Annotated in this window: 21 protein-coding genes; 13 read left to right on the forward strand and 8 right to left on the reverse strand. The window is 75.2% G+C overall.

The features are described 5' to 3' along the window. Positions 1-6: 6 nt before the first annotated feature. The 6 genes from V2S66_RS04590 to V2S66_RS04615 are packed head-to-tail and all read right to left on the reverse strand — an operon-like array spanning position 7 to position 8,515. Positions 7-1,224 (reverse strand): glycosyltransferase, encoded by a 1,218-nt coding sequence (locus V2S66_RS04590; protein WP_330793118.1) that lies wholly within the window; start codon positions 1,222-1,224, stop codon positions 7-9. Continuing rightward, positions 1,221-2,072: a polysaccharide deacetylase family protein gene (locus tag V2S66_RS04595; protein ID WP_330793119.1), complete on the reverse strand. Its 852-nt coding sequence runs from the start codon at positions 2,070-2,072 to the stop codon at positions 1,221-1,223. The genes V2S66_RS04590 and V2S66_RS04595 overlap by 4 nt, the downstream gene beginning before the upstream one ends. After that, positions 2,069-4,147: a lipid II flippase MurJ gene (locus V2S66_RS04600; RefSeq protein ID WP_330793120.1), complete on the reverse strand. Its 2,079-nt coding sequence runs from the start codon at positions 4,145-4,147 to the stop codon at positions 2,069-2,071. The genes V2S66_RS04595 and V2S66_RS04600 overlap by 4 nt, the downstream gene beginning before the upstream one ends. After that, positions 4,144-5,580: an O-antigen ligase family protein gene (locus V2S66_RS04605; protein WP_330793121.1), complete on the reverse strand. Its 1,437-nt coding sequence runs from the start codon at positions 5,578-5,580 to the stop codon at positions 4,144-4,146. Before V2S66_RS04605 ends, V2S66_RS04600 begins: the two co-directional genes overlap by 4 nt. Continuing rightward, a complete protein-coding gene (locus tag V2S66_RS04610) occupies positions 5,580-7,352 on the reverse strand; it encodes an exopolysaccharide biosynthesis polyprenyl glycosylphosphotransferase (protein WP_330793122.1) in 1,773 nt (590 codons plus the stop codon). The genes V2S66_RS04605 and V2S66_RS04610 overlap by 1 nt, the downstream gene beginning before the upstream one ends. Next, positions 7,349-8,515 carry a glycosyltransferase family 4 protein gene (locus V2S66_RS04615; RefSeq protein ID WP_330793123.1) on the reverse strand — a complete coding sequence of 389 codons (1,167 nt, stop codon included), beginning with the start codon at positions 8,513-8,515 and terminating at the stop codon, positions 7,349-7,351. Before V2S66_RS04615 ends, V2S66_RS04610 begins: the two co-directional genes overlap by 4 nt. Positions 8,516-8,915: 400 nt before the next feature. On the opposite strand from V2S66_RS04615, the gene V2S66_RS04620 reads away from it, so the two are divergent. The 5 genes from V2S66_RS04620 (at position 8,916) to V2S66_RS04640 (ending at position 11,605) form a co-directional block, all read left to right on the forward strand. Further along, a complete protein-coding gene (locus tag V2S66_RS04620; protein ID WP_330793124.1) occupies positions 8,916-9,326 on the forward strand; it encodes a rodlin in 411 nt (136 codons plus the stop codon). Between the two features lie 257 nt (positions 9,327-9,583). Then, positions 9,584-9,826, forward strand: coding sequence for a chaplin (locus V2S66_RS04625; protein WP_330793125.1), 243 nt, complete (start codon positions 9,584-9,586; stop codon positions 9,824-9,826). A gap of 168 nt (positions 9,827-9,994) precedes the next feature. Continuing rightward, positions 9,995-10,501: a chaplin gene (locus V2S66_RS04630; protein ID WP_330793126.1), complete on the forward strand. Its 507-nt coding sequence runs from the start codon at positions 9,995-9,997 to the stop codon at positions 10,499-10,501. A gap of 235 nt (positions 10,502-10,736) precedes the next feature. Then, entirely contained in the window at positions 10,737-11,063 is a 327-nt protein-coding gene (locus V2S66_RS04635; RefSeq protein ID WP_330793127.1) for a hypothetical protein, read from the forward strand. A 134-nt stretch (positions 11,064-11,197) separates the two neighbouring features. Beyond that, complete coding sequence (locus V2S66_RS04640) at positions 11,198-11,605, forward strand: rodlin (protein ID WP_330793128.1); 408 nt, start codon at positions 11,198-11,200, stop codon at positions 11,603-11,605. A 165-nt stretch (positions 11,606-11,770) separates the two neighbouring features. Here V2S66_RS04640 and V2S66_RS04645 read toward each other — a convergent pair whose 3' ends face one another. Further along, the gene (locus V2S66_RS04645) at positions 11,771-12,727 is read right to left on the reverse strand and encodes an aminoglycoside phosphotransferase family protein (RefSeq protein ID WP_330793129.1); all 957 of its coding nucleotides are present in this window, start codon (positions 12,725-12,727) and stop codon (positions 11,771-11,773) included. A gap of 157 nt (positions 12,728-12,884) precedes the next feature. Between V2S66_RS04645 and V2S66_RS04650 the strand changes: the two genes are divergently transcribed. Together V2S66_RS04650 and V2S66_RS04655 are read left to right on the forward strand one after the other, a co-directional pair. Further along, the gene (locus V2S66_RS04650) at positions 12,885-13,271 is read left to right on the forward strand and encodes a VOC family protein (protein ID WP_330793130.1); all 387 of its coding nucleotides are present in this window, start codon (positions 12,885-12,887) and stop codon (positions 13,269-13,271) included. After that, a complete protein-coding gene (locus V2S66_RS04655; protein ID WP_330793131.1) occupies positions 13,268-13,918 on the forward strand; it encodes a TetR/AcrR family transcriptional regulator in 651 nt (216 codons plus the stop codon). Before V2S66_RS04650 ends, V2S66_RS04655 begins: the two co-directional genes overlap by 4 nt. A 98-nt stretch (positions 13,919-14,016) precedes the next feature. Here V2S66_RS04655 and V2S66_RS04660 read toward each other — a convergent pair whose 3' ends face one another. Next, positions 14,017-15,891 carry a galactose-binding domain-containing protein gene (locus V2S66_RS04660; RefSeq protein ID WP_330793132.1) on the reverse strand — a complete coding sequence of 625 codons (1,875 nt, stop codon included), beginning with the start codon at positions 15,889-15,891 and terminating at the stop codon, positions 14,017-14,019. Between the two features lie 422 nt (positions 15,892-16,313). Here V2S66_RS04660 and V2S66_RS34475 point away from each other — a divergent pair, with 422 nt between their 5' ends. From V2S66_RS34475 to V2S66_RS04695, 6 genes are all read left to right on the forward strand, one after another. Beyond that, positions 16,314-18,137 (forward strand): SpoIIE family protein phosphatase, encoded by a 1,824-nt coding sequence (locus tag V2S66_RS34475; RefSeq protein ID WP_413966293.1) that lies wholly within the window; start codon positions 16,314-16,316, stop codon positions 18,135-18,137. A 324-nt stretch (positions 18,138-18,461) separates the two neighbouring features. Further along, a complete protein-coding gene (gene kdpF / locus V2S66_RS04675; protein WP_330793133.1) occupies positions 18,462-18,551 on the forward strand; it encodes a K(+)-transporting ATPase subunit F in 90 nt (29 codons plus the stop codon). Further along, positions 18,551-20,215, forward strand: coding sequence for a potassium-transporting ATPase subunit KdpA (gene kdpA / locus V2S66_RS04680; RefSeq protein WP_330793134.1), 1,665 nt, complete (start codon positions 18,551-18,553; stop codon positions 20,213-20,215). The genes kdpF and kdpA overlap by 1 nt, the downstream gene beginning before the upstream one ends. After that, complete coding sequence (kdpB, locus tag V2S66_RS04685; protein WP_413966284.1) at positions 20,215-22,356, forward strand: potassium-transporting ATPase subunit KdpB; 2,142 nt, start codon at positions 20,215-20,217, stop codon at positions 22,354-22,356. The genes kdpA and kdpB overlap by 1 nt, the downstream gene beginning before the upstream one ends. Positions 22,357-22,395: 39 nt before the next feature. Beyond that, entirely contained in the window at positions 22,396-23,025 is a 630-nt protein-coding gene (gene kdpC / locus V2S66_RS04690; protein ID WP_330793135.1) for a potassium-transporting ATPase subunit KdpC, read from the forward strand. A 4-nt stretch (positions 23,026-23,029) separates the two neighbouring features. Then, a complete protein-coding gene (locus V2S66_RS04695; protein WP_330793136.1) occupies positions 23,030-25,675 on the forward strand; it encodes a sensor histidine kinase in 2,646 nt (881 codons plus the stop codon). Positions 25,676-25,686 lie beyond the last annotated feature (11 nt).

Raw genomic sequence — 25,686 nt, forward strand, 5'->3', positions numbered from 1 at the left:
CTGCGCTCATTTCTCTGCTGGGGCGAGTGCGGTGGTCCCGGGCTGGGCGCCGGGGGAGTCCTGAGCGGGCGCGGTGGGCGCGCCGCTGGACGCGGGGGCCGGGAGCGGGGTCGGGGCGCCGGCGGCGGTCGCGGTGACGGCGGTGTACAGGGCCATGACCGCCTGGGCGGTACGGGCGATGTGGTAGTGGCCGACCGCCGCCGGCACCGGCATCCGGCGCGAGCCCGCCAGCAGCTCCTGGCGGATCGCGGCGGCCAGTTCGTAGCCGCCGACGCGGCGGGCGCCCGGCGCGTCCTGGGGCGCGAGGTCCTCGACGGCGGGACACGCCACGTACAGCACCGGGAGGCCCGCCGCCAGCGCCTCGACGACCGCGAGGCCGAAGGACTCCTCGGGGCTGGGCGAGACGAACAGGTCCATGGCGGACAGCAGGTCGGGCACCCCGGGCTCGCGGGGCGCCGGGTGCTCGTGCGACCCGGCGAAGTGCACCCGGCCGCCCGCGCCGACCTGGTGGACGATCCGCAGCAGCGGGGTGCGCTCCGGGCCGTCGCCGACCAGCAGCAGGTGCGCGTCCCGGTTCGCGGCGACCGCGCGGATCAGGTCGTCGAAGTTCTTGCCCGGCACCTGGCGGCCGACCCCGCCGACGACGTAGGCGTGCTGCGGGATGCCGAGCCGGTCCCGGGTCTCCAGCCGGGCGGCCGCCGAGAAGGCGAACGCCTCGGGGTCGATGCCGTTCGGCGCGAGGTGCACGCGGGCGGGCGGCACGCCCCAGCCGTCGAGGCGCCGCGCGACCGTCTCGGAGACGGCGAGGGTGCCGGAGCCGAGCCGTTCGGTCGCCCGGTACAGCGTGCGGGTCGCGAGGGTCAGCGGGCGGCCCTCCATCTGCGTCTCGCCCAGCGAGTGCTCGGTGGCGACGACGGTGCGCACCCCGGCCAGCCGCGCCGCGAGCCGGCCGTAGACGCAGGCGCGGTACAGGTGGGTGTGCACGACGTCGTACCGCCCGGCGCGGATCAGCCGGGCCAGCCGCGGCAGCACCGACAGGTCGCGGTTGCCGTGCATGCCCAGGTTGGTGACGGGCACCTCGTCGGCGCGCAGGCCGTCCGCCACCGCGCCTGGGTTGGTCAGCGTCACCACCTCGCACTCGGCCGGCAAGTGGCGCAGCAGAAGGCGCAGTTGCTGCTCGGCGCCGCCGACGCCGAGGCCGGTGATGACGTGCAGGACTCTCATGTGTCCTCCCGGGAGGATGGTGCCGCCGGTTCTGACGGGTCGTGGGGCGCGCGGCCCTGCGGCCGGGGCTGCGGCTGCGGCTGCCGCTGGGGGTCGGGGAGTTCGGCGAGCCGGGCGCCGCGCGTCCGGTGCAGGACGCGCTTGGCGTGCAGCCGCGCCGCGCTGTCGCGCTCCCCGACGTACGTGCGCGGCAGCGCGAACGCCCCGGCCAGCGGGCCCGGATCGACCGCGCAGGCGTACGCGTACCCGGCCCGCCGCACCGCGAGCAGCGCGCGGGCGTCGACCGCGCCGTAGGGGTAGCAGAAGCCGCCGGGCACGGTGCCGGTGATCTCGGCGAGCCGGCTGCGGCTCTCCGCGGCCTCGGCGTCCAGCGTGGCGTCGTCGGTCGCGGTCAGGTCCAGGTGCAGCAGGCCGTGCGAGCCGATCTCCATCCCCTCGGCCTCGGCGGCGCGGATGCCGCCGGCGTCCAGCAGCGGCTTGCGCGGCCCCTGCCCGTCCCATGCGTTGTCGCCGCCGAGGCGTCCCGGCAGCACGAACACCGTCGCGGTGTGGCCGTGCCTGCGCAGCAGCGGCACGGCGTCGGTGAGGAAGTCGGCGTAGCCGTCGTCGAAGGTCAGGCCGACCAGGCCGGCCGCCCGGCCGAGCGCGCGGGCGGCCAGCAGTTCGCGCATGCTCACGCCGGTCAGGCCGCGGCGGCTCAGCCAGCGCAGCTGCCGGGTCAGCCGGTCCGGGCTGACGGTGATCAGGTACGGGTCGTCGGAGGGGTCCCCCACCGAGTGGTACATCAGCGTCCAGGGCGCCCGCCGGGCGGCCTCGGACCCCGGGGGGACGGCGAGTTCAGCGGTCATGGGCGGCCCTTACGCAGTACGGGGGCGAACAGGTACGGGACTTCGGGGGCGCGCAGCGCGACGGCCGCGAGGGCGAACACCGCGGGTACCGCGAGCGCGCAGGCCGCGGCGGCCACCGGCGGGTCCGGCAGCCGGGCGGCCAGCGCCCACCCGGCGGCCGCGGCGGCCAGCGCGGCCGCGGCGGTCCTGGCCAGGCCCGGCGCGAGGGTGCGGGCGGGCACGTCGACGCCGCGGCGGGCGAGGCCGCGCAGCAGCAGCACGGCGGTCACGCTGATCCCCGCCGCGTTGCCCGCGGCGATGCCGTAGGCGCCCCACGGCCCGGCCGCGGCGGCGTCCGCCACGGCCGTGACCAGCAGCCCCGCCGCCATCGAGGCGGCCGGGTACCAGGTGGGCCTGGCGGCGGAGAAGTACGGCCGGATCAGCGCGCCCACCAGGGTCTGGCCGAGCAGGCCGAGCGCGTACACCCGCATCACGCCGGCCGTGGCCGCGGTGTCCGCGGCGTCGAACTCGCCGCGCTGGAAGAGCACGTGGGTGATCTGCGGTGCGCAGGCCAGCACGTACGCGGTGCCGGCCAGCACCACCAGGCAGGCCAGGTTCAGATCGCGCACGACCCGCCGCCTGGCCAGCTCCCGGTCCCCCTCCGCGAGCGCGCGCGACACCACGGGAAAGGTGACCGTGCAGATCATCAGCGACAGCGCCATCGGCAACTGCGCCACCTTCTGGGCGTAGTTGAGGTGCGAGATCGCCCCGGCGGGCAGCGGCGCGGCGAAGAACCGCTCCACCAGGACCTGTGCCTGCCGGCCGAGGGTGAACAGCACCACCGGCGCGAGCAGCGCCAGCGCCACCCCGGTCCGCCCCCCTTCGCCTCGCAGCCGCCGGTCCGCTCGCCGCTGGGCGACGACCCGGTACCCCTTTCCGCCTGCGGCGGTCTCCGCGGTGCGGGCCCACCGCCGGTCGCCTGCGGCGGCCTGTTCGGCCTGCGCCGGGCCGGTGGCCGGGTTCTCGCCTGCGGCGGTCTCCGCGGTGCGGTGTGCTGTCCGGGCTTCGGTGGGGGCCGCGTGCGCGTGCACGGCGGCTGGTTGTACGGCGGTGGCGGCCTGCCCGGCGTGCGCGGGCCTGCTTGGGCCGGTGGCCGGTTGGCCGCCGGGGGCGGACCAGTCGGCGGCGGGCTCCGGCGCTGCCTCCCTGGAGGCGGAGTGGGCGGGCTCCGCGGTGCGGTGTGCTGTCCGGGCTTCGATGGGGGCCGCGTGCGCGTGCACGGCGGCTGGTTGTACGGCGGTGGCGGCCTGCCCGGCGCGGATCGGGTGCGCCGGGCCGGTGGCCGGGCCTCCGGTGGCAGCGGCGGCCGCAGCGGCTTCGGTGAAGGCGGCGGAGTGGTCCTGGCCGGTGGCCGGGCTTCCGCCTGCGGGGGGCGGGGTTGCGCGCAATGTCGAGGCGAAGGCGGGGAGTTGGATGAGGACCATGCAGAGGCCGCCGACGGCGACTCCGGCGGCGGCGGCGCGGATGCCGTAGCGGGTGTGGAGGGCCAGCAGGGTGGCGATGATGCCGGCGTTGTAGGCGACGTAGATCGCGGCGGGGGGGACGAAGCGGCGGTGGGCGCGGAGGGCGGCGCTCAGGTAGCCGGCGAGGCCGAAGGTGAGGACGGTGAGGGCGGTCAGGCGGGTGCAGGCGACGGCGGCGCGGGGGTCGGCGAGGCCGGGGGCGAGGACGTCCACGACGTAGGGCGCGGCGGCGGCGAGCGCCGCGGTCAGGGCGGCGAGCAGCGCGAGGAGCTTCGGCAGGGTTCCGCGCACCAGCCCGCGCGCGCCGCCGCCGCGCGCGAGCACCGCGCTGAACGCCGGCACCATCAGCAGCGCCATCGCGTCCTCGATCAGCACGGTCGCCGCCATCTCCGGCACCGTCCAAGCGACGAGGAACGCGTCGCTCTCCGCGCCGGCCCCGAAGAGGTGCGCGATCGCCTGGTCGCGGACCAGCCCGCCGACCGAACCCACCGCGCTCAGCCCGGCGGTGACCCCCGCCGCCCACGCGAGCCCGCGCCCGCGCGGCGGGGCGGGCGGCGGGTGGAGGCCGGTCATCCGCGCGGCTCCGGTCCTGGCGGGTGCGGGCCGGGGTCGAGGGCCCACCAGGCGGTGAGGCCGAGCAGCACGGCGGTCAGCACGGTCGACGGGCCGCCGATGTCGGCGTAGAGGAAGTCGGTGCACTGCCACAGCAGCAGGCCCACCGCGGCGAGTCCGCACGCCGCGGGCCCACCGCGCCGGCCGCGGACCGCGGCCCTGCGCAGCCGGGCGACGCCGGCGGCCAGCAGCGCCGCCCAGGAGCCGGTCAGCAGGGCGCAGCCCACCAGCCCCTGCTCGCTGAGGGTGAGCAGGTACATGTTGTGCGGCGAGAGCAGCGGCTCGCGGCGGAACACCTGGCCCGCGCCTGCCGTGTCGCTGCCGGAGGACAGCGCGAGCGAGGCGTGGCCGTCCCGCTCCTCGGGGAACCGCTTGAGGCCCACCCCGGCCACCGGGTGCTCGCGCCACATGTCCAGCGCGGCGGCCCACAGCGTGTACCGGTCGGTGACGGACGGGTCGGGCGCGTCGGTGACCTGGGTGATGCTCGCCAGCCGCTGGCCGATCATCTGCGAGCCGACCCCGCAGCCGCCGACCAGCAGCACCGCGCAGGCGGCCAGCACGCCGAGGATCCGCACCGCCTGCCGGCGCCCGGCGAGCACGATCATCGCGCTGCCCGCGACCGCCGTGGCGATCCAGGTGCCGCGGCTGAAGGACACGGTGAGCGGCGCGAGCAGCGCCGCCGCGCAGCCGAGCGCGGCCAGCCGGACGCGCCGCGGGCCCGGCGCGAGCGCCCAGGCGGCGGCGACCAGCAGCCCGTACGCGACGACGGTGGCCATGTCCATCACGTCCGAGGGCCCGAAGGTGCCCACCGCCCGGATGTCCTCGCCCGCGTACGAGGCGCCGGTGCCGGTGGCGTACTGCCACACCCCGACCGCGCCCTGCACCAGGGCCAGCGCCACGATCGACCCGGCGACCACCGCGAAGTCCCTGCGGTCCCGCAGCAGCAGCACGACGGCGGCCGGCACCAGCACGAACACCTGGGCGTAGCGCAGGAATCCGGCGACGCCCGCGCCCGGGTCGGGCGAGGTCGCGGCGGCGACCGCGAAACCGGCCAGCGGCGCGCCCAGCACCAGCGCGGCGGCCGGGCTGAGCAGGCGGCGCCGAGCGCGCAGCAGCCGCACCGCGCAGGTCAGCACGAGCACCGCGGACGCGGCGTCGGCCGGGGTGACCTTGCCGGACGCGCTGACGTCGCCGGAGGCCACCGGCGCCGCGAGCAGCAGGACGGTGGCGACTGCGGGCAGCAGCGGCGCCAGCCAGGCGTACGGCCGCAGCGCATCGGGCAGGGCGAGCGCCGGCCGGCGGCCGGGCCGCGGCGGCCGCGGGTGGGGGGCCGGCCGCGCCGCAGGGCCGGCGGCGGGGGCCGGCGCGCGCCGGTCCGGGATCGTGCTCGCCATCAGCTGCCGCCCAGCCGGAACAGCGAGCCGACGGTGCGCAGCATGATCGCCACGTCCTGCCACCACGACCAGCTGTCGATGTAGTGGTTGTCGAAGCGCGCGCGGTCCGCGATGGAGGTGTCGCCGCGCAGCCCGTGCACCTGCGCCAGGCCGGTGATCCCGGCCGGCATCCGGTGCCGGTCCTGGTAGCCGGGGTACGCGCGGCTGAACTGCTCGACGAAGTAGGGGCGTTCGGGGCGCGGCCCGACCAGGCTCATGTCGCCGCGCAGCACGTTCCACAGCTGCGGCAGCTCGTCGAGCGAGGTGCGGCGCAGCAGCCGCCCGGCGCGGCTCATCCGGTGGTCGTCCACCACGCTCCACCGGGTCGCCGACTCCTGCGCGGTGCGCGGCCGCAGCGTGCGGAACTTCAGCAGGGTGAACGGCCGTCCGCCGAGCCCGATCCGCTCCTGCCGGAAGATCACGCCGGGTCCGTCGGCGATCCGCATCGCCAGCGCGCACCCGGCCAGCACCGGCGACAGGCCGAGCAGCGCGATCCCGGACAGCGCCGCGTCCAGCGCCCGCTTGGCCCACCGCCCCGGCCGAGGCACCGGATAGGGCTCCAGCTCCAGCCGCCGGCAGGCGAACCCCCACAGGTGCGCGGGCGGTACGGGCCCGCGGTCCGTGCTCAGCTGCCACACGCAGCAGCCCTGCGCGGCCAGCAGCCGCACCGTCGCGGTGGTGCGCGCGTCGAGCGCGGGCGGGCCGACGACGACCGCGTGCCGCACGCTGTTCTGGATCACCGCGCGGGTGATCTCGCCGTGCCCGGTGAGCACCGGCAGCGGCAGGTCGGGCGGCGCGCCGGGGGTCTGCGCGTGCAGGGCCGCGGCGAGCAGCCGCAGCGCGGGGTCGGTGGGCTCCGCGCCCGGGTCGGGGGTGACCACGCCGACCGGGCGCATCCCGTACTCGGGGTGCTCGTGCAGCGCGGTGGCGACCCGCCGGCCCTGCGCGCCCGCGTCGACGATCAGGGTGGAGCGGGGGTTGCGGCGGCCCGAGCGGCGCCGCAGCCCGTAGCCGAGGGCGCGCAGCGCGCCCGCGGCCAGCGTGGTGACGGCGAAGGCGGCGAGCAGCGCCGCCCAGCCGAGCGCGCCCGCGCGTGAACCCGCCGCCGCCAGCGCCGCCGCGACGCCCCAGGCCGCGCCGGCCCGCAGCGCCAAGGCGGGCACCTCGGCCAGCGCCGACGGCGCGAACCCCGGCCGGTAGGCCCCGGCGCCGTGCTGCGCCGCCAGCATCACCACGGCCAGCCCGGCGGCGGTCGGCGCGCCCAGCTCCGGCGCGCCCGCGCCGAGCGCCGCCAGCGCCCCCGCGACCAGGCCCGCCGTGTCCGCGGCGACCAGCCCCGCCGCCGACGCCGGCCGGAACGCCCGGTGCCGCGGGCGTACGCCGACCGCGGGCGCGGTGGCCGCGGCGGCCGGCAGAGCGGCGGGCAGCGGTGTCTTGGCCGGCGTCTTGGCCGGCGGCGTATGGGCCGGTGCCGGGGGCGCCGCCGAGCCGGGCGCGGGCCCTGCGGCGCGCGTCGCGGGCCGGGCCGCGGACCCGGGCAGGGCGTTGCGGGAGCGCGCACCGGCGACCGCGTCGGACGGGCGGGCCGCGGCCGTGTTCCTGGCCGGGGGCCTCGCGGCGCCGGCCGGGCCGGCGGCCGCGTCGGCGGTGCTCGCGGCCGGGTCCTGCGGCCGGGCCGCGGGGGAGGCGGGGCCGGGCAGCGGGGGCCGGCGGGAGGAGGTGTCGTGGGTCATCGGGCGGGCTCCTGCTGGGCGCGGGGGAGCGGGAGCAGTCCGGCGTAGAGCGCGGTGACCGCGTCGGCGGCTCTTCGCACGTCGTGGTGCTCGCGCGCGTGCGCAAGGGCGCGCAGCCCCGCCGCGGTGCGCAGCGCGGGGTCGGTGAGCAGCCGCAGCAGGGCGGCGGCGAGCGCGGCCGCGTCACCCGGCGGCACCACGCAGGTGTCCGCGTCGGCCGCCGGCAGCGACTCGCGGGCGCCGCCGACGTCGGTGAGGACGACGGGCCGGCCGCAGGCCATCGCCTCCAGCGGCGCGAGGGCCATGCCCTCCCAGCGGGAGGGCTGCACGACCGCGTCGGCCGCCTGGTACCAGGCCAGCGGGTCGGCCGCGGGGCCGGCGAGCAGCACCCCGGCGGGCGCGGCGAGCCGCAGCCGGGTGCGGTCGGGGCCGTCGCCGACGAGGACCAGCCGGGCCCTCGGCAGCCGCGCGGCCACCTCGGGCCAGGCGGCGAGCAGCAGGTCCTGCCCCTTCTGCGGGCACAGCCGCCCGACGCACACCACCAGCGGGGCGTCCGGGTCGAGGCCGGCCAGGGCGGGCAGCGCCGCCCGTACCCCCTCGCGGCGCAGCGGCGGCGTGAAGTGCGCGGTGTCGACGCCGTTGCGGACCACCGCCCAGTGCGCGCGGACGCCCTGCGCCTGGCCGGACGCGCGCTCGGCGGCGCTGACGCACAGCACCCGGTCCGCCCAGCGGGCGGCGTCCCGCTCCCAGCGCACCGCGGCGGCCCGCAGCGGCCCCGCGGCCGCCTCGTAGGACCAGGCGTGCGGCTGGAAGACGGTCGGGATGCGGCCGCGGACCGCGAGCCGCCCGGCCAGGCCGGCCTTCGCGCTGTGCAGGTGCAGCAGGTCGGGCGCGGTGTCGCGGATCACCCGCGCCGCCGCGGCGACCTCGCGCGGCAGGCCGGGGCCGGGCGCGCGGCGGGCCGGCCAGGGTACGGTCGCGGCGCCCGCGGCGCGGACCGCCTCGGGGAGCGGTCCTTCCTGCGGGCACGCCACCACCACACGCGCGCCGCCCCGCACCTGCGCGCGCGCCAGGTCGGTGACCACGCGCGCGACACCCCCCTCGACCGGCTGCGCCAGGTGAAGCACCGTCAGCCCACCGAGCCCGTACTGGTGTTGCGGCATCGCACGCCGTTCTCTCACGCCGGGCGGACCCGGCGAAGCCGAAGTGTGGTCGGTCCCGCGGCCTCGCGACCCGCGCCGGGGCGGCGCCGGTCGACGGGCTGCGTGCAGTCAACGAATACCGTGCCTGTCAGGTAATCCCCAGAACAGGAATGCATGGCTGACGTCGGAAATCACGTGCGACGCGCGGCGCCACAACAGACCGAATTCTTATGACGATCCGATCATTCGCCGGGGGGTCGGTGTCAGCTCGACGCCGCCGTCCCACCCGTGCGAGGGATGTGCGAACCGACGTCGCGCCCGCCTTATCCATTCGGGTGAAGGATCATTACCATCGGGCCGCCGCGGGGTTGGGCAGTGCGGCCCCTGGTACCGGGGCGACCTCTCACCAGAAGGACCAACCGTGATCAAGAAGATCTTCGCCACGGCCGCCGTGGCCGCCTCCATCGCGGGCGTCTCCGCGACCGTCGCCCCGCAGGCCATGGCGATCGGCGACAGCGAGGGCACCACCACCGCCAACGGCAACGGTTCCGCGCAGTACTACGGCAACACGTACACCAGCGGCTACATGAGCCCGCAGTTCGCCCTGATCGCGGGCTCGCTGAACAAGCCCTGCATCGCGCTGCCCGCCAAGGCGAACCTCGGTTCGCTGATCGGCCTCGTCCCGATCAGCGTGCAGGACCTCAACGTGCTGTCCTCGCCGCAGAACCAGCAGTGCACCGAGAACTCCACCCAGTCCAAGGGCGACGAGCCGCTCTCGCACATCCTGGACAACATCCCGGTGCTGTCCGGCAACGGCGCCGGCAACCACTGAGCCGAGGCGCCGCCGCGGCACCGGCACCCCGGAATTCCGGTCGTGCCGGTGCACCGCTGTTTCCCCTGCCCGATTCCGAGCCGCGTTCTCGCCGTCCATTCGAGTGGAACGTGCCCGGCGTGCGGACTCGGGAGTTGCCTGACGTCGCCGCCGGTCGTTAGGGGTCGTAGCGGAGTTCGCGGTCGGGGGAATGCCGGACCGGCCGTCACGAAATCCGTGACGGATGGGGAACGCCGCTGACGAAAAGGAGTACGACAGTGAAGTACACGAAGGTCGCGGCCCTCGCCGCCGGCACGATGATCGCCGTCGGCGGCGCCGCCGCCCCCGCGTTCGCCGACTCCGGAGCGAACGGCGTCGCCGCCCACTCCCCCGGTGTCCTGTCGGGCAACGTGATCCAGGTCCCGATCCACATCCCGGTCAACGTGTGCGGCAACACCATCAACGTCATCGCGCTGCTGAACCCGGCGTTCGGCAACACCTGCGCCAACGTCAGCGAGTGACGACGACTTCGACCTGCGGGGCCGTGCGGTCCTGATCAGGTACCGCCCCGGAGTGCCTCGGCGCCCCGGGGCGGTGCGTATCGGGACGCGCATCCGGCGCGCCCCGGCGGACGTACGCCCGTGGGACGAGACCTGCCCACCGCGTACCCGAGCGGAGAAACGATTTCGATGCGACAGATCTTGAGCCGAGGCGTGCTCACCGTCGCCGCAGCGAGCAGCATTCTCGCGGTGAGCGGCGGATACGCCAGCGCTGACTCCGACGGCAACGGGACGGCGTCCGGCTCTCCCGGGCTGCTCTCGGGCAACAGCGTGTCCGTGCCGGTCGAGGCGCCGGTGAACGTCTGCGGCAACTCCGTGGACGGCGCCGCCGCGCTGAACCCGGCGTTCGGCAACACCTGCGTCAACGGCGCCCCGCCGGCCCAGCCCCCGGCCTCGCCCCGTCCGGCCGCGCCGGCCCCGCAGGCGCCGCCGCGGCAGCGCGAAGTCCCCCCCGCCCCCCACGCCGCGCCGGTGCACGAGGTCCTCGCGGAGACCGGCTTCGGCGGCGCCGAGACGGGCGCCGCGGCCGCGGCCGCCGCCGCCCTGCTGCTGGGCGGCGCCCTGCTCTACCGCCGTTCGGCGCGCACCGCGCCCGCGCGGTCGGGCCGCGCCTCAGGCGGCCACGCCCGCCGCTGACGCACAGCGGCCCGTTTCCGCGGGCCGCCGCACCGGCACCGTTCGGGTGATTGTCCGGTCCGCGGTTTGAGTCGGCGTTTCCACGGCTTTGCGCGGTCGTTGACCACCGCGAAGAAGAACTGCCGTAGGAAGCGACATCGGCCCGACCGACAGAACCGGACCGCCGAATCGCCGACGAATTCGGCTTCGGCTACTGAAAGGCTGGCACGTGAAGTATTCGAAGGTTGCAGCGGCCATGGCGGGCTCCGTGATCGCGGTCGGCGTGGGCGCACCCGCGTTCGCCGACGCACCGGCCGCCGCGCCGGCGATGCCCACCAGCATCAACTCCGGAGTCGACCAGCTCATGGCCGCCCAGCCGGTGCAGCAGGTGCTCGACGGGACGCACCTGACCTCGACCGCCGCGCAGGTCGACCACACCGCCGACGCCGTGCCGGCGAACGCGCTGCTGGGCCAGGCGACCGACGCGGCCAAGAGCGGCCCGCTGTCCACCCTCACCGGTGCCCTGCCGGTCGCCTCGCTGCTCGGCGGCCTGCCCCTGAACGGCCTGCCGCTCGGCGGCTGACGCGGCGTCACCCTCGCTCCGGCGGCTCGCCCGTCGGAGTGAAAAGGCGGAACCAAACCCCCCACGAGCGGTTGATCAGATCGCTCTGCCAGACCTTCCAGACCGTGCATCCAAGCACCAAAAAAGGGACAACAATGATCAAGAAGATGCTCGCCGGTGCTGCTCTCGCCGCGTCGGTCGCCGCCGTCGGCGCCACCGCCTCCCCGGCCATGGCCGTCGGCAACGACGAGGGCGCCACCACGGTGAACGGCAACGGCGCCCAGCAGGCCTACGGCAACACCGTGACCGGCGGCACCCAGAGCCCCCAGATCGGCCTGGTCCAGGGCACCCTGAACAAGCCCTGCATCGGCCTGCCGGTCAAGGCGAACGTCGGCTCGCTGATCGGCCTCATCCCGATCACCGTCCAGGACATCAACGTGCTGTCCTCGCCGCAGAACCAGCAGTGCACCGAGAACAGCAGCCAGATCAAGGGCGACGAGCCGCTGTCGCACATCCTCAGCAACATCCCGGTCCTGTCCGGCAACGGCGCCGGCAACCACTGAGCCCGCGGGCCGCGAGGCCCGGGACTCCGCGCGCGGTACCGCGCGCCCGCCCCACCGCTCGACCCCTGCTCCACCCCCGCTCCACCACGGGCCGCCGGCGCACCTGCCGGCGGCCCGTCGGCGTCCGCGCCGCGAGGCCGCGCAGGCGCCACGGCCGCGGCGCCGCTACCGCCGGGGCCGCGAGCCGGCGAGGTCCGCGACCAGGTCGTCCAGCCGGCGGCGGGCCGCCGCGGCGGCCGCCGCGCCGCCGGCCTCCTCGCCGCCGGACAGTTCGGCGCGCGAGGGCAGCGCCCCGGAGAGCCCCCACGCCCGGCCGCGCGCCCAGGTCGCGTCGTCCACGTCCAGCGCGTCGCGGAAGACGCCGCGGGTCCGCGCGTCAAGGAAGGTCCAGGCGGCGATCAGGTCGGTGGCCGGGTCGCCGACCGCGAGGGTGCCGAAGTCGATGACGGCGCTGAGCCGGCCGCCCGCGCTGAGCAGGTTGCCCGGCGCCGGGTCGCCGTGCACCCACACCGGCGGCCGGTCCCAGGCGGGCGCCGCCAGCCCGGCCTGCCAGACCTCGGTCAGCGCGTCGGTGTCGGTCAGGCCGTCCAGCGCGGCGATCCGCTCGCGCATCCGGTGGGCCACCACCGCCGAGTCGCGCGGGTCGTCCAGCGGCACGCCGCGAAAGCCGTTGCTCCACTCCGGCGGCGGCCCGCCGGCCGCGTCCACCTCGCGCAGCGTCCGCAGGAAGGCCGCCAGGTCCACCGCCGCCTGCCGCGGCTCGTCGATCTTTCGCAGGTCCGCGCGGTCGCCGGGCAGCCACCGGTACACCGACCAGACGAACGGGCAGCCCCGGCCGGGCGAGCCCTGCGCCAGCGGCACCGGCACCGCGAGCGGCAGCAGCGGGCCGAGCCGCGGCAGCCACTCCTGCTCCCGCCGCACCTGGCCCTCCCACCGGGCGAACCGCGGCACGCGCACCGACATGGCGTGGCCGAGGCGGTAGGTGAGGTTGTCCACGCCCGGCTCGCCCACCGGTTCCACCGGCAGCTCCGCCCACTGCGGGAACTGGTCGGCCAGCAGCGCCCGTACGGTCTCGGGGCCGGTCTCGACCGGACCCCGGTCCTGGTCGGCGGAACCCGTCACGTGTGTCTCCTCACCGGCGTGTGCACGTCCGCGCCCATTCCAGTCCTCCGGCGCGGGCGGGGCCACCGGATTTCCGCCGCGGCCGTTGACCGGGACGGCGGCCCTGGATACGATCCGAACCGGTTCGTATTTAATCTCTGTCCGGAGGGAACACCCCATGCGCGTCACCGCCTTCGACCACCTGGTGCTCAACGTGAGCGACGTCGAGCGCGCGCTCGGCTTCTACGGTGGCCCGCTCGGGCTCGGGATCGAGCGGGCCGAGGAGTGGCGGGCCGGCACCGTGCCCTTCCCGTCCGTGCGGGTCAGCCCGAGCACCGTCATCGACCTGGTGCAGCGGCCGCGGGGGGAGTCGAACGTCGACCACATATGCCTGGTGGTCGAGCCGCTGGACTGGCAGGAGGTGCTGGACTCGGGGGAGTTCACGGTGCTGGAGGGGCCGGTGCCGCGCTGGGGCGCACGCGGCCGGGCGCAGTCGGTGTACGTGAGCGACCCGGACGGCAACACCGTGGAGCTGCGCTGGTACCCGCAGGACGCCGAGCGGTGACGCCCCCGACCGCGGCCGGTCGGCCCCGCGACCCGGCGATCGACGCGGCGCTGCTCGCCGCGACCGTGCAGACGCTGCGCGAGGGCGGCTACGCCGGCTTCGCGCTGGAGAAGGTGGCCGCCAGGGCCGGCACCACCAAGGCGGCGATCCGCAGGCGCTGGCCGGTGCGGCAGCAGCTCGTCATCGACGCGCTCGCCTCGGTGCTGGTCACCCCGCCGGTGCCGGACAACGACTGCACCCGCTGCGACCTGCACCAGAGCGTGCGGCTGCTGGCCGAGGTGCTGGAGCGGCGGCTGCCGCCCGGGGTGCTCGCGCCGCTGATCGCCGACTGCGCGGCCGACCCGGCGCTGCACCGGCGGCTGGTCGACACGCTCGTCCAGCCGAGCCGCGGCGCGGCCGCCGTCGCGGTGCGCCGGGCGGTGGACCGCGGCGACCTGCTGCCCGACGTCGACCCCGAGCTCTTCGTCGACCTGCTCGCGTCGGTGGTCTACCAGCGCGCGCTGTTCGGCGGCGCCCCCGTCGACGAGCCCGCCGCCGTCCGGCTGGTCGACCTGCTGCTGCGCGGCGTCGCCGTCGACTTCGACCGGCTGGTGCGGATCAGCCGGCTGCCCCAGGGCGACCGCCGCAGCCATCACCACCCGCACTGACGCCCGTCGGCGCGCGAGCGCCCGCCCCGGCTCGCGCGGGGCGGGCCGGGGCGGGCGGCGGTGCGGCGGTGCCGTGGCGCCGTGGTGCGGGGGCGCGCTCAGGTGCCGTAGACCTGGAACTCCCAGAGCGAGTAGCCGTACTGCGTGGAGCGGTGCGTGCCGTAGAAGCGCACGTAGCGGCCGGTGCCGGAGACGTTCAGCGTCTGGTTGCCGCCGGTGCCGGTGGTGGTGCTGTAGACGGTCGTCCAGTTCGTCGCGTCGTTCGACGTCTGGATCTGGAAGGCCGTGCCGTACGCGGTCTCCCAGGTGAGGCCGACCTGGCTGATCGTGTGGCTCGCGCCGAGGTCGACCTGGAGCCACTGCGGGTCGGAGAAGCCGCTCGACCAGCGGGTGCCGGTGTTGCCGTCGACCGCCATCGGCGCGGTGAAGCTGCCGTTCTCCGAGGAGGACGCGGTGGCCGTCCTGCCCTGCGAGAGCAGGACGGGCGTGCCGCCGGTGCCGCCTGTCGTGGTGCCGCCGGTGGTGGTGCCGCCCGAGACGGGCGTGCCGTAGAGCGCCAACTCGTAGAGCGAGTCGCCGTACTGGGAGACCCGGCCGGTCGCGTAGACCCGGACGTAGCGTCCCGACCCGGAGAGGGCGGTGTCCTGGATGTCCTGCGGGTTGTTGCTGTTGGAGTAGACGGTCGTCCAGTTGGTCCCGTCGTTGGACGTCTGCAACTGGTAGGCCGATGCCGCGGCCGCCTCCCAGGTGAGCGTCGCGTGGCTGAGGTTGTACGGCTGGCCGAGGTCGACCTGGAGCCACTGCGGGTCGGAGAAGCCGCTCGACCAGCGGGTGGTGACGTTGCCGTCGGTGGCGTTGGACGGCGGGAACGTCGCGCTCTCGCTGGAGGAGGCCGTGGTCGGCTTGCCCTGCGCGATGTTCGTGCCGAGGGCCGGGCCCTTGTTGTAGACGGCCACGTAGTCGACGTTCAGCTGGCCGCCGGAGGCGGTCGCGGCGGTCGGGCCGCCGCCGAAGGCCGCGGGGAAGCCGCCGCCGATCGCCAGGTCGAAGATGATGTAGAAGCTGTGGTCGACCGCGTTGGCCCAGGTGATGGCGTCCACCTGGCTCGAGTTGAGGGTGAAGTAGTTCGCGCCGTCGAGGTAGTAGCGGATCTGCTCGGGCTGCACCGAGCGGTCGATCTCCACCGCGTAGGTGTGATAGCCGGTCTGGCAGCCGGAGCAGGCGCGCTCGCCGGAACCGATGCCGCTGGTCTCGTTGCAGGGGCCGCCGGAGCCGACGCCGCAGTGCAGCGTGCCGAAGACCGAGCTGCGGGCGTTGATGTCCTCCATGATGTCGACCTCGCCGGAGCCCGGCCAGGTGACGCCGACCCGCAGCGGTGCGCCGAGCATCCAGAAGGCCGGCCAGTAGCCCGCGCCGTTCGTGGTGTTGAGGTTCGGCTGCTGGATGGACGCCTGCATCCGCACCACGCCGCCGGGCTTCGCGCCGAAGCCGTCGGCCTGCGTCTCGACGCGGCCCGAGGTCCAGTTGGCGTTCGGGTCGGTGCCGGTGTGCAGCGCCTTCAGCACCAGGTGGCCGCTGCCGTCCTGGTAGACGTTGGCGGTGCTGTTGGTCATCGTCTCGATCTCGCCGGTGCCGAAGGTCCAGCCGGCGCCGGCGTCGTAGCGCCAGGTGTCGGTGTTCAGCCCGGTGTTGGCGGCGCCGCTGAAGTCGTCGCTCCAGGTGGTGGAGAAGCCGGCGGGCGCGGCCGGGACGTCGGCGGGCTGTGCGGCGGCCTGCGCCGCGGCGGGCCGTGCGGCCGCGCCGGCCCCGGCCGAGGCGGAGGCCGAGGCGGTCGGCGAACCGCCGAGCGCCACCGCCGCGAGGGCCGCGACGGCCAGCAGCCCGACCGCGACCCGTCCGCCCGGCCCGCGGCCGGCGCCGGCGCCGCGCATCCGGCTCCGCACTCGCTGAAAGCGCTTGCCTGTGATCGACATGCGAGATCCATCTCCTTGTGGGGGGTCCGGCGGCCGGGTCCGGCCGGGAACGGTGGCCGCCGGAAGGGTGGGGGATGAGAGCGCTCTCAGGGGAGAGTGCTCTGTCCCCCCTGGAGTGTCAAGACAACCGGCAACGTTTACGGGGGGCTTTGCCGTCATCTCCCGGCAACGTTTACGGAATCGGCCCGCACGCCCCTCCCGCGCCGCCGCCGCGGCCCGGCCGGAGCCGCCGCGGACCGCCCGCCGGGCCCGCGGCGTGACCTGGCGTGTCGGCGGTCGCACGTACGGTGACCTCGGCGTGGACCGGCCCGTCGACTCTCGTCGTCTGCGGTGCGCCGCACCCCCGCGGCGGGCAGACTTCGGTACGCGGCGGCGGGCCGCGAGCCGGAGGTGATGGTGTGAGAGGCGATCCCCTGCTCACCATGCGCGGGATCAGCAAGCGCTTCGGGGCCGTCCAGGCGCTCAGCGCGGTCGATCTGGAGATCCGCGAGGGCGAGGCGCTCGGCCTCGTCGGCGGCAACGGCGCGGGCAAGTCCACCCTGGTCAAGATGGTCTCCGGCGTGCACGCCGCGGACAGCGGGACCGTGGAGTGGAAGGGCCGCCGGATCGACCTGCGCAAGCCGCTGGACGCGCAGCGCCTGGGCATCGCGACCGTCCACCAGGACATGTCGCTGTGCGACAACCTCGACACCGTCGAGAACCTCTACCTCGGCCGCGAACTGCGCCGCTTCGGCATGCTGAACGAGGTCGCGATGGAGCGCCGCTCCCGCCGCCTGCTGGAGTCGCTGTCGGTGGACATCCCCAGCCTGCGGGTGCCGGTGGCCTCGCTGTCGGGCGCGCAGCGGCAGGGCGTCAGGGTCGCCAGGGCGCTGATCGGCGAACCGGAGCTGGTGGTGCTCGACGAGCCGACCAGGGCGCTCGGCCCGCGGCAGGCCGCCCTGGTGCTCGAACTGGTGCAGCGGCTGCGCGACCAGCGGCTGGGCGTGCTCTTCGTCAGCGACGACATGGACGAGGTGCGGGCGGTCAGCGACCGCGTCGCGGTGCTGCGGGTCGGCCGCAACACCGGCTTCTTCGACACGAAGTACGCCACCCAGGAGCAGCTCGACTCCGCGGTCACCGGGAACACCGCCATGGCGGTCAGCCTGCAGCGCAGCCTGCTGCCGCACGGACTGCCCGAGCAGGACGCGCTGGACGTCGGCTACCGCTACCTGCCGGCCCAGGCCGGCGTGGGCGGCGACTGGTTCGACGTGATCCCGCTGCCGGGCGCCCGGGTCGCGCTGGTGGTGGGGGACATCGTCGGGCACGGCATGCACGCGGCGGCCACCATGGGCCGGCTGCGCACCGCGGTGCACAACTTCTCCATGCTGGACCTGCCGCCGGACGACCTGCTGGCGCACCTGGACGACCTGGTCGCCAGGATCGACAAGGACGAGACCGCGCCGGGCGCCACCGGCACCACCATCTCCGGCGCGACCTGCCTGTACGCGATCTACGACCCGGTGTCGCGGACCTGCGAGCTGGCCAGGGCCGGGCATCTGCCGCCGGTGCTGGTGCGCCCCGACGGGACCGCGGAGTTCCTCGACGTGCCGGCCGGACCGCCGCTGGGCCTGGGCGGGCTGCCGTTCGAGGCGGTGGAGCGGCGGCTGCCCGAGGACAGCAGGCTGGTGCTGTACACCGACGGCCTGGTCGAGGACCGCAGCCGGGACATCGACGTCGGCCTCGAACTGCTGCGCACGTCGCTGCAGGGCGTGGGCCGCACCCCCGACGAGATCTGCGACGCGGTCCTCGCCGCCCTGCTCCCGCAGAGCCCGAAGGACGACATCGCGCTGCTCGTCGCCCGCACCCGGGCGCTGCCGGCGGACCGGATCGCCGGCTGGGAGGTGCCGCAGGACCCGGCCGCGGTCGCCGAGGTGCGCCGGGGCGCCACCGAGCAGCTGGAGCGGTGGGGCCTGGAGGACCTGGCCTTCACCACCGAGCTGATCCTCAGCGAGCTGGTCACCAACGCCATCCGGTACGCAGGCGGTCCGATCCGGGTGCGGCTGCTCAAGGACCGGACGCTGATCTGCGAGGTCGGCGACGCCAGCAGCACCTCCCCGCACCTGCGCTACGCCGCGACCACCGACGAGGGCGGCCGCGGCCTGTTCCTGGTGGCGCAGCTCGCCGAGCAGTGGGGCACCCGCTACACCGCGGCGGGGAAGATCATCTGGACCGAGCAGCGGATCCCCGCACCCCGCCCGGCCTGCTGACCTCGGGGCGCACCGCCCGCTGACGGGGGCCGCGGCTGGTCCGCGCCAGCCGCCGGTGGTCCGCGGGTGGTCCGCGCCGCGTCAAGACCCCGTCAAGGCGCCCGGGGGCCGCGTCAGGGACGCGCTAAGGGGCGGCCGCATCCGGGTGGGGCGGCTGTTCCCTGGTCACGCCGGCACGAGCCGGCCCGCCCGCCGGCTTCGGCGCGCGGACCCGTCCCCTTCTGACCCCCCGGGGTGCTTCCGCATGCAAGACCTCGTGTTCGTGCTCGTCGTCCTGGCCGTCTTCGCCGTGGTCGGTCTGATCGCCAAGGGGGTGGAGCGGCTGTGAGCGCCGACAACATCGTCGGTCTCGTCGTCGCGGCCGCCCTCGTCGGGTACCTGGTGCTGGCCCTGATCCACCCGGAGAAGTTCTAGTGAACGACACCCTTGCCGGCTGGCTCCAGGTCATCGCGCTGATCGGCGCGCTGGCCCTGTCGTACCGGCCGCTGGGCGACCACCTCGCCCACACCCTCACCTCCGTCCGCCACCTGCGGGCGGAGCGCGCGATCTACCGGCTCGGCGGGGTGGACGGCGACGCCGACCAGCGCTGGCCGGTGTACCTGCGCAGCGTGCTGGCCTTCTCCGTGGTGTCGGTGCTCTTCCTGTACGCCTTCCAGCGGCTGCAGAACCACCTGCTGCTGGCCGTCGGGATGAAGGCGGTCGCCCCCGGCACCGCCTTCAACACCGCGGCGTCCTTCGTCACCAACACCAACTGGCAGTCGTACTCCGGTGAGTCGACCATGGGCCACCTGGTCCAGATGGCCGGCCTCGCGGTGCAGAACTTCGTCTCCGCGGCCGTCGGCATCGCCGTGGTCGCCGCGCTGATCCGGGGCTTCACCCGCAACCGCACCGACCGGGTCGGCAACTTCTGGGTGGACCTCACCAGGATCGTGCTGCGGGTGCTGGTGCCGCTGGCGGTCGTCTTCGCGATCGTGCTGGTCGCGGCGGGCACGGTGCAGAACCTCCACGGCGTCCACGAGATCACCACGCTGGTCGGCGACAAGCAGTCGATCACCGGCGGCCCGGTCGCCTCGCAGGAGGCCATCAAGGAGCTGGGCACCAACGGCGGCGGCTTCTACAACGCCAACTCCGCGCACCCCTTCGAGAACCCCAACGCGTTCACGAACTGGCTGGAGATCTACCTGCTGCTGGTGATCGCCGTCGCGCTGCCGCGCACCTTCGGCAGCATGGTCGGCGACCGGCGCCAGGGCTACGCGATCCTCGCGGTGATGGGCCTGATCTGGGCCGCCTCGGTGGCCGTGGTCACCGTCAACGAACTGCACAGCGTCAGCAGCGCCGCAGGTCACGCGGCCGGCGGGATGATGGAGGGCAAGGAGCAGCGCTTCGGCGTCTGGGCCTCCGCGCTGTTCGCGGTGTCCACCACGCTGACCTCCACCGGAGCCGTCAACTCCTTCCACGACTCCTTCTCGCCCGGCGGCGGCGGGATGACGATCTTCAACATGATGCTCGGCGAGATCGCGCCCGGCGGCACCGGTTCCGGGCTCTACGGAATCCTGATCCTGGCGGTCATCACGGTGTTCGTGGCCGGTCTGATGGTCGGCCGCACCCCGGAGTACCTGGGCAAGAAGCTCGGCGCCCGCGAGATGAAGTTCGCCTCCCTCTACATCCTCACCACCCCGGCGGTCGTCCTGATCGGCGCGGGCACCGCGATGTCGCTGAAGGGCGAGCGGGCGAACATGCTCAACTCCGGCCCGCACGGCTTCTCCGAGGTCCTCTACGCCTTCACCTCGGCGGCGAACAACAACGGCTCCGCCTTCGCCGGCATCACCGTGACCTCCGACTGGTGGAACACCGCGCTGGGGCTCGCCATGCTCTTCGGCCGCTTCCTGCCGATGGTGTTCGTGCTGGCGCTGGCCGGATCGCTGGCCCGGCAGCAGCCGGTGCCCGCGACCGCGGGCACCCTCCCCACCCACCGGCCGCAGTTCGTCGGCCTGCTGACCGGCGTGATCCTCATCGTCGTCGGCCTCACCTACTTCCCGGCGCTCGCGCTGGGTCCGCTCGCGGAAGGTCTGCACTGATGTCCCTGACCACCCTCGAACCCCCCGCCTCGCCGGGGAGCACACCCGCCGAGCCGACGCGGGCGCACCGGATCTCCGGCGGCATGCTCGACCCCGGGCAGCTGCTCGCCGCGCTGCCCGACGCGGCCCGCAAGCTCGACCCGCGGACCATGGTCAAGAACCCGGTCATGTTCGTCGTCGAGGTCGGCGCCGTCCTCACCACCGTCTCCGCGGTCAAGGACCCGAGCGTCTTCGCCTGGGTGATCACCGTGTGGCTGTGGCTGACGGTGGTCTTCGCCAACCTCGCGGAGGCCGTCGCGGAGGGCCGCGGCAAGGCGCAGGCGGAGACGCTGCGCAGGGCCAAGACGGACACCGTCGCCCGCAGGCTCACCGGCTGGACGCCCGGCGCGTCCGCGCCGCGCGAGCAGCAGGTCGCCGCCGCCGCGCTGACCCTGGGCGACCACGTGGTCGTCGAGGCCGGCCAGGTCATCCCCGGCGACGGCGACGTCGTCGAGGGCGTCGCCTCGGTGGACGAGTCGGCGATCACCGGCGAGTCCGCGCCGGTCATCCGCGAGTCGGGCGGCGACCGCAGCGCGGTCACCGGCGGCACCAAGGTGCTCTCCGACCGGATCGTGGTGAAGATCACCTCCAGGCCCGGCGAGACGTTCATCGACCGGATGATCGCCCTGGTCGAGGGCGCGGCCCGGCAGAAGACGCCGAACGAGATCGCGCTGAACATCCTGCTGGCCTCGCTGACCGTCGTCTTCCTGCTGGCCGTGGTGACGCTGCAGCCGTTCGCGGTCTTCGCGGGCGCCGAGCAGTCGATCGTCGTCCTGGTGGCGCTGACCGTCGCGCTGATCCCGACCACCATCGGCGCGCTGCTGTCCGCGATCGGCATCGCCGGCATGGACCGGCTGGTGCAGCGCAACGTGCTGGCGATGTCCGGCCGGGCCGTGGAGGCCGCGGGCGACGTCAACACGCTGCTGCTGGACAAGACCGGCACCATCACCCTGGGCAACCGGCAGGCCGCCGAGTTCCTGCCGGTCGGCGGGGTCACGGTGGACGAGCTGGCCGACGCGGCGCAGCTGTCCTCGCTCTCCGACGAGACCCCCGAGGGCCGCTCCATCGTGGTGCTGGCCAAGGAGCGCCACGGGCTGCGCGGCCGCGCCGAAGGGCAGCTCCCGCACGCGGAGTTCGTGCCGTTCACGGCGCAGACCCGGATGAGCGGCGTCGACCTCGTCGAGGACGGCGACCACCGCTCGCTGCGCAAGGGCGCGGCGACCGCGGTCATGCACTGGATCCGCGACAACGGCGGCCACCCCGCCGAGGAGGTCGGCCCGATGGTCGACTCCATCGCCGGCGGCGGCGGCACCCCGCTGGTCGTCGGCGAGGTGGTGCGCCGCGACGGCGAGACCACCGCGACGGTGCTGGGCGTCATCAACCTCAAGGACGTCGTCAAGTCCGGCATGCGCGAACGCTTCGAGGAGCTGCGCCGGATGGGCATCCGCACGGTGATGATCACCGGCGACAACCCGCTGACCGCGAAGGCGATAGCGGACGAGGCCGGCGTGGACGACTTCCTCGCCGAGGCCACGCCCGAGGACAAGATGGCGCTGATCAAGCGCGAGCAGGAGGGCGGCAAGCTCGTCGCGATGACCGGCGACGGCACCAACGACGCCCCGGCGCTCGCGCAGGCCGACGTCGGCGTGGCCATGAACACCGGCACCTCCGCCGCCAAGGAGGCCGGGAACATGGTGGACCTGGACTCCAACCCGACGAAGCTGATCGAGATCGTGGAGATCGGCAAGCAGCTGCTCATCACCCGCGGCGCGCTGACCACCTTCTCCATCGCCAACGACGTGGCGAAGTACTTCGCGATCATCCCGGCGATGTTCGCCGCCGCCTACCCGGGGCTCGACACGCTCAACCTCATGCGGCTGCACAGCCCGACGTCCGCGATCACCTCGGCGATCGTCTTCAACGCGCTGATCATCGTGGTGCTGATCCCGCTGGCGCTGCGCGGCGTGCGGTACAAGCCGTCCTCGGCGGCGAAGCTGCTCAGCCGCAACATCTGGGTCTACGGCCTGGGCGGCCTGCTGCTGCCCTTCGCCGGCATCAAGGTCATCGACCTGATCATCCAGTTCATCCCCGGACTGCGCTGACCGAGCACCGCGCACGCTGACAGAAGAAGGCAACAGATCATGCCAAGCTCCCTTCCCGCCACGGTCCGCAACCACCTGGCCGCCCTGCGGATGCTGCTGGTGCTCACCGTGCTGACCGGCATCGTGTACCCGCTGCTGGTCACCGGCGTCGCCCAGGCCGCCTTCGGGCACCAGGCGAACGGCTCGCTCGTCCACCACGACGGGCAGGTCGCCGGGTCCAGCCTCCTCGGCCAGACCTACGACCTGCCGAAGAAGCACCCCGACGACCCGAACGAGGCCGCCAGGCCCGACCCGAGGTTCTTCCAGCCCCGCCCGTCCGCGGGCGGCTACGACCCGCTGGCCTCCGGAGCGTCCAACCTCGGCCCGAACAACCCGGACCTGGTCACGACGATCACGGAGCGCCAGGCGGCCGTCGCGGCCTTCGACGGCGTGCGGCCGCAGGACGTGCCCGCCGACGCGGTCACCGCCTCCGGCTCCGGCCTGGACCCGGACATCTCCCGGGCGTACGCCGCGGAGCAGGTCGACCGGGTCGCCAGGGCCCGCGGCCTGGACCCGGCCGCGGTCCGCGCCCTGGTGCGGGAGAACACGCACAGCCGCGCCGCGGGCTTCCTCGGAGAGCCGTACGTGAACGTGGTCGACCTCAACCTGGCGCTGGCCGGATCGAGGTGACGTGATGACGACCGGGCCGGGCGGGGCCGGCGGGGCGGGCGGTGTGGCGACCCGGCGGCGCGGACGCCTGAAGGTGTTCCTCGGCGCGGCGCCGGGCGTCGGCAAGACGTACCGGATGCTCGACGAGGGGCACCGGCGGGCGCGCCGCGGCACCGACGTGGTGGTCGGCTACGCCGAGTGCCACGCGAGGCCGCACACCGAGGAGATGCTGCACGGCCTGGAGCAGCTGCCCAGGTCCGCCCGCACCCACCGGGGCGCGGTCTTCCCCGAGATGGACCTCGACGCGGTGCTCGCCCGCGCCCCCGAGGTCGCGCTCGTCGACGAGATGGCGCACACCAACGTGCCGGGCGGCCGGCACGCCAAGCGCTGGGAGGACGTCGAGGAGCTGCTGCGCGCCGGGATCGACGTCATCACCGCGGTCAACGTGCAGCACCTGGAGTCGCTCAACGACGTCGTGCAGAAGATCACCGGCGTGCCGCAGCGGGAGACCGTGCCGGACGAGGTGGTCCGCCGCGCCGACCAGATCGAACTGGTCGACATGCCCGCCGAGGCGCTGCGCCGCCGCCTCGCGCACGGCAACGTCTACGCGCCGGAGAAGGTCGACGCCGCGCTGTCCCACTACTTCCGGGTCGGCAACCTCACCGCGCTGCGCGAGCTGGCGCTGCTGTGGGTGGCCGGGCGGGTCGACGAGGCGCTGCAGAAGTACCGCTCGGACCACGGCATCGGCGGGGTGTGGGAGACCCGCGAACGCGTCGTCGTCGCGCTGACCGGCGGGCCGGAGGGCGCCACGCTGATCCGCCGCGCCGCCAGGATCGCCGACCGGTCCGCCGGCGGCGACCTGCTGGCGGTCCACGTGGCCCGCAGCGACGGCCTCGCCGACGCCTCACCGGCCGCGCTGTCCCGGCAGCGCGCCCTGGTGGAGAGCCTCGGCGGCACCTTCCACACGGTGGTCGGCGACCATGTGCCCACCGCGCTGCTGGACTTCGCCCGCGCCGAGAACGCCACCCAGCTGGTCGTCGGCACCAGCAGGCGCGGCCGCCTCGCGCACTTCCTGACCGGACGCGGCGTCGGGGAGAGCACCGTCGAGGGGTCGGGCGCCATCGACGTCCACATGGTCACCCACGAACGCGCCGGGCGCGGGCGGCTGCTGCCGACCGCACGGGGGGTGCTGTCGCCGGTGCGCAGGATCGCGGGACCGGTCGCGGGACTCGTGCTGCCGGTGCTGCTGACGGCGGTCCTCACCCACTCCCGAGGGCAGCTGAACCTCACCAGCGAGGCGCTGCTGATGCTGCTCAGCGTGGTCGGCGTGGCCTGCATCGGCGGCGTGCTGTCCGCGCTGCTCGCCTCGGTGACCGCCTCGCTGCTGCTGAACTACTACTTCATCCCGCCGGTCGGCCGGTTCACCATCGGCGAGACCAACAACGCCCTGGCGCTCGCGGTGTTCGCGGTCCTCGCGGTCACCGTCGCCACGATCGTGGACCGCTCGCTGCGGCTGTCGCGCCGGGCGGCGCGCGCCACCGCGGAGGCCGAGACGCTCTCCTCGGTCGCCGGCAGCATCCTGCGCGGCGACCGGGGCGTCGCGGTCCTGCTGGAACGCACCCGCGAGGCGTTCGGCATGGAATCGGCGGAGCTGGTGCACCGCGCCGGCCCGGACCGCCCCGCCGGCCCCGACGCGCCGCCCGGCGCCGCCGAGACGGCCGGCGCCGGGCGGGTCGCGGTGGCGGTCGGGCCGGACGACGAGCTGGTGCTGCGCGGCCGCACCCTCGCCGCGTCCGAGCGGCGGGTGCTGATCGCCTTCGCCGGCCACGTCGCCGCCGCGCTGGAACGCGCCCGGCTCGCCGAGGCGGCCGCCGAGGTGGAGCCGGTCAGGGCCGCCGACCGGCTGCGCACCGCGCTGCTCGCCGCCGTCAGCCACGACCTGCGCACCCCGCTGGCCGGCGGCCGCGCCGCGATCAGCTCGCTGCGCGGCCGCGACGTGGAGTTCACCGACGCCGAACGCGAGGAACTGCTCGCCACCGCCGAGGAGTCGCTGCTGCGCCTGGACCGGCTGGTGGACAACCTGCTGGACATGAGCCGGCTGCAGGCCGGCGCGCTCACCCTCGACCTGCGCCCCACCGCGCTCGCCGAGATCACCCCGGCGGCGCTCGACACCCTCAGCGGCGCGTCCGGCGCCCGCACCGGCGCGCCCCGCGGCGGCCCGGACGGCGACGCCGCCGCGATCGCCGCGATCGCCGTACGCGGCCTGGACGCGGTGCCCGACGTGCTGGCCGATCCGCCGCTACTGGAACGGGTGGTGGCGAACCTGGTCGCCAACGCGCTGCGGCACAGCCCGCGGGACAGCCCGGTGCTGGTCAGCGCGAGCGCCCTGGGCGCGCACGTCGAGCTGCGGATCGCCGACCACGGCCCCGGCGTGCCGCCGGAGGACCGCGACCGGGTCTTCGAGCCGTTCCAGCGGCTCGGCGACACCGACAACACCACGGGACTCGGCCTGGGCCTCGCCCTGTCGCGCGGGCTGACCGAGGCGATGGGCGGCACCCTCATCCCCGAGGAGACCCCCGGCGGCGGCCTGACCATGGTGGTGTCGCTGGCAGCGGCGTGCGCCGAGCCGCTCGCGGAGCCGCGGCCGCCGACGGAACCGGAGATCGGCTGAGCGGTGCGGAG

This window comes from Actinacidiphila polyblastidii, from assembly GCF_036353415.1.
GTDB lineage: Bacteria > Actinomycetota > Actinomycetes > Streptomycetales > Streptomycetaceae > Actinacidiphila > Actinacidiphila polyblastidii.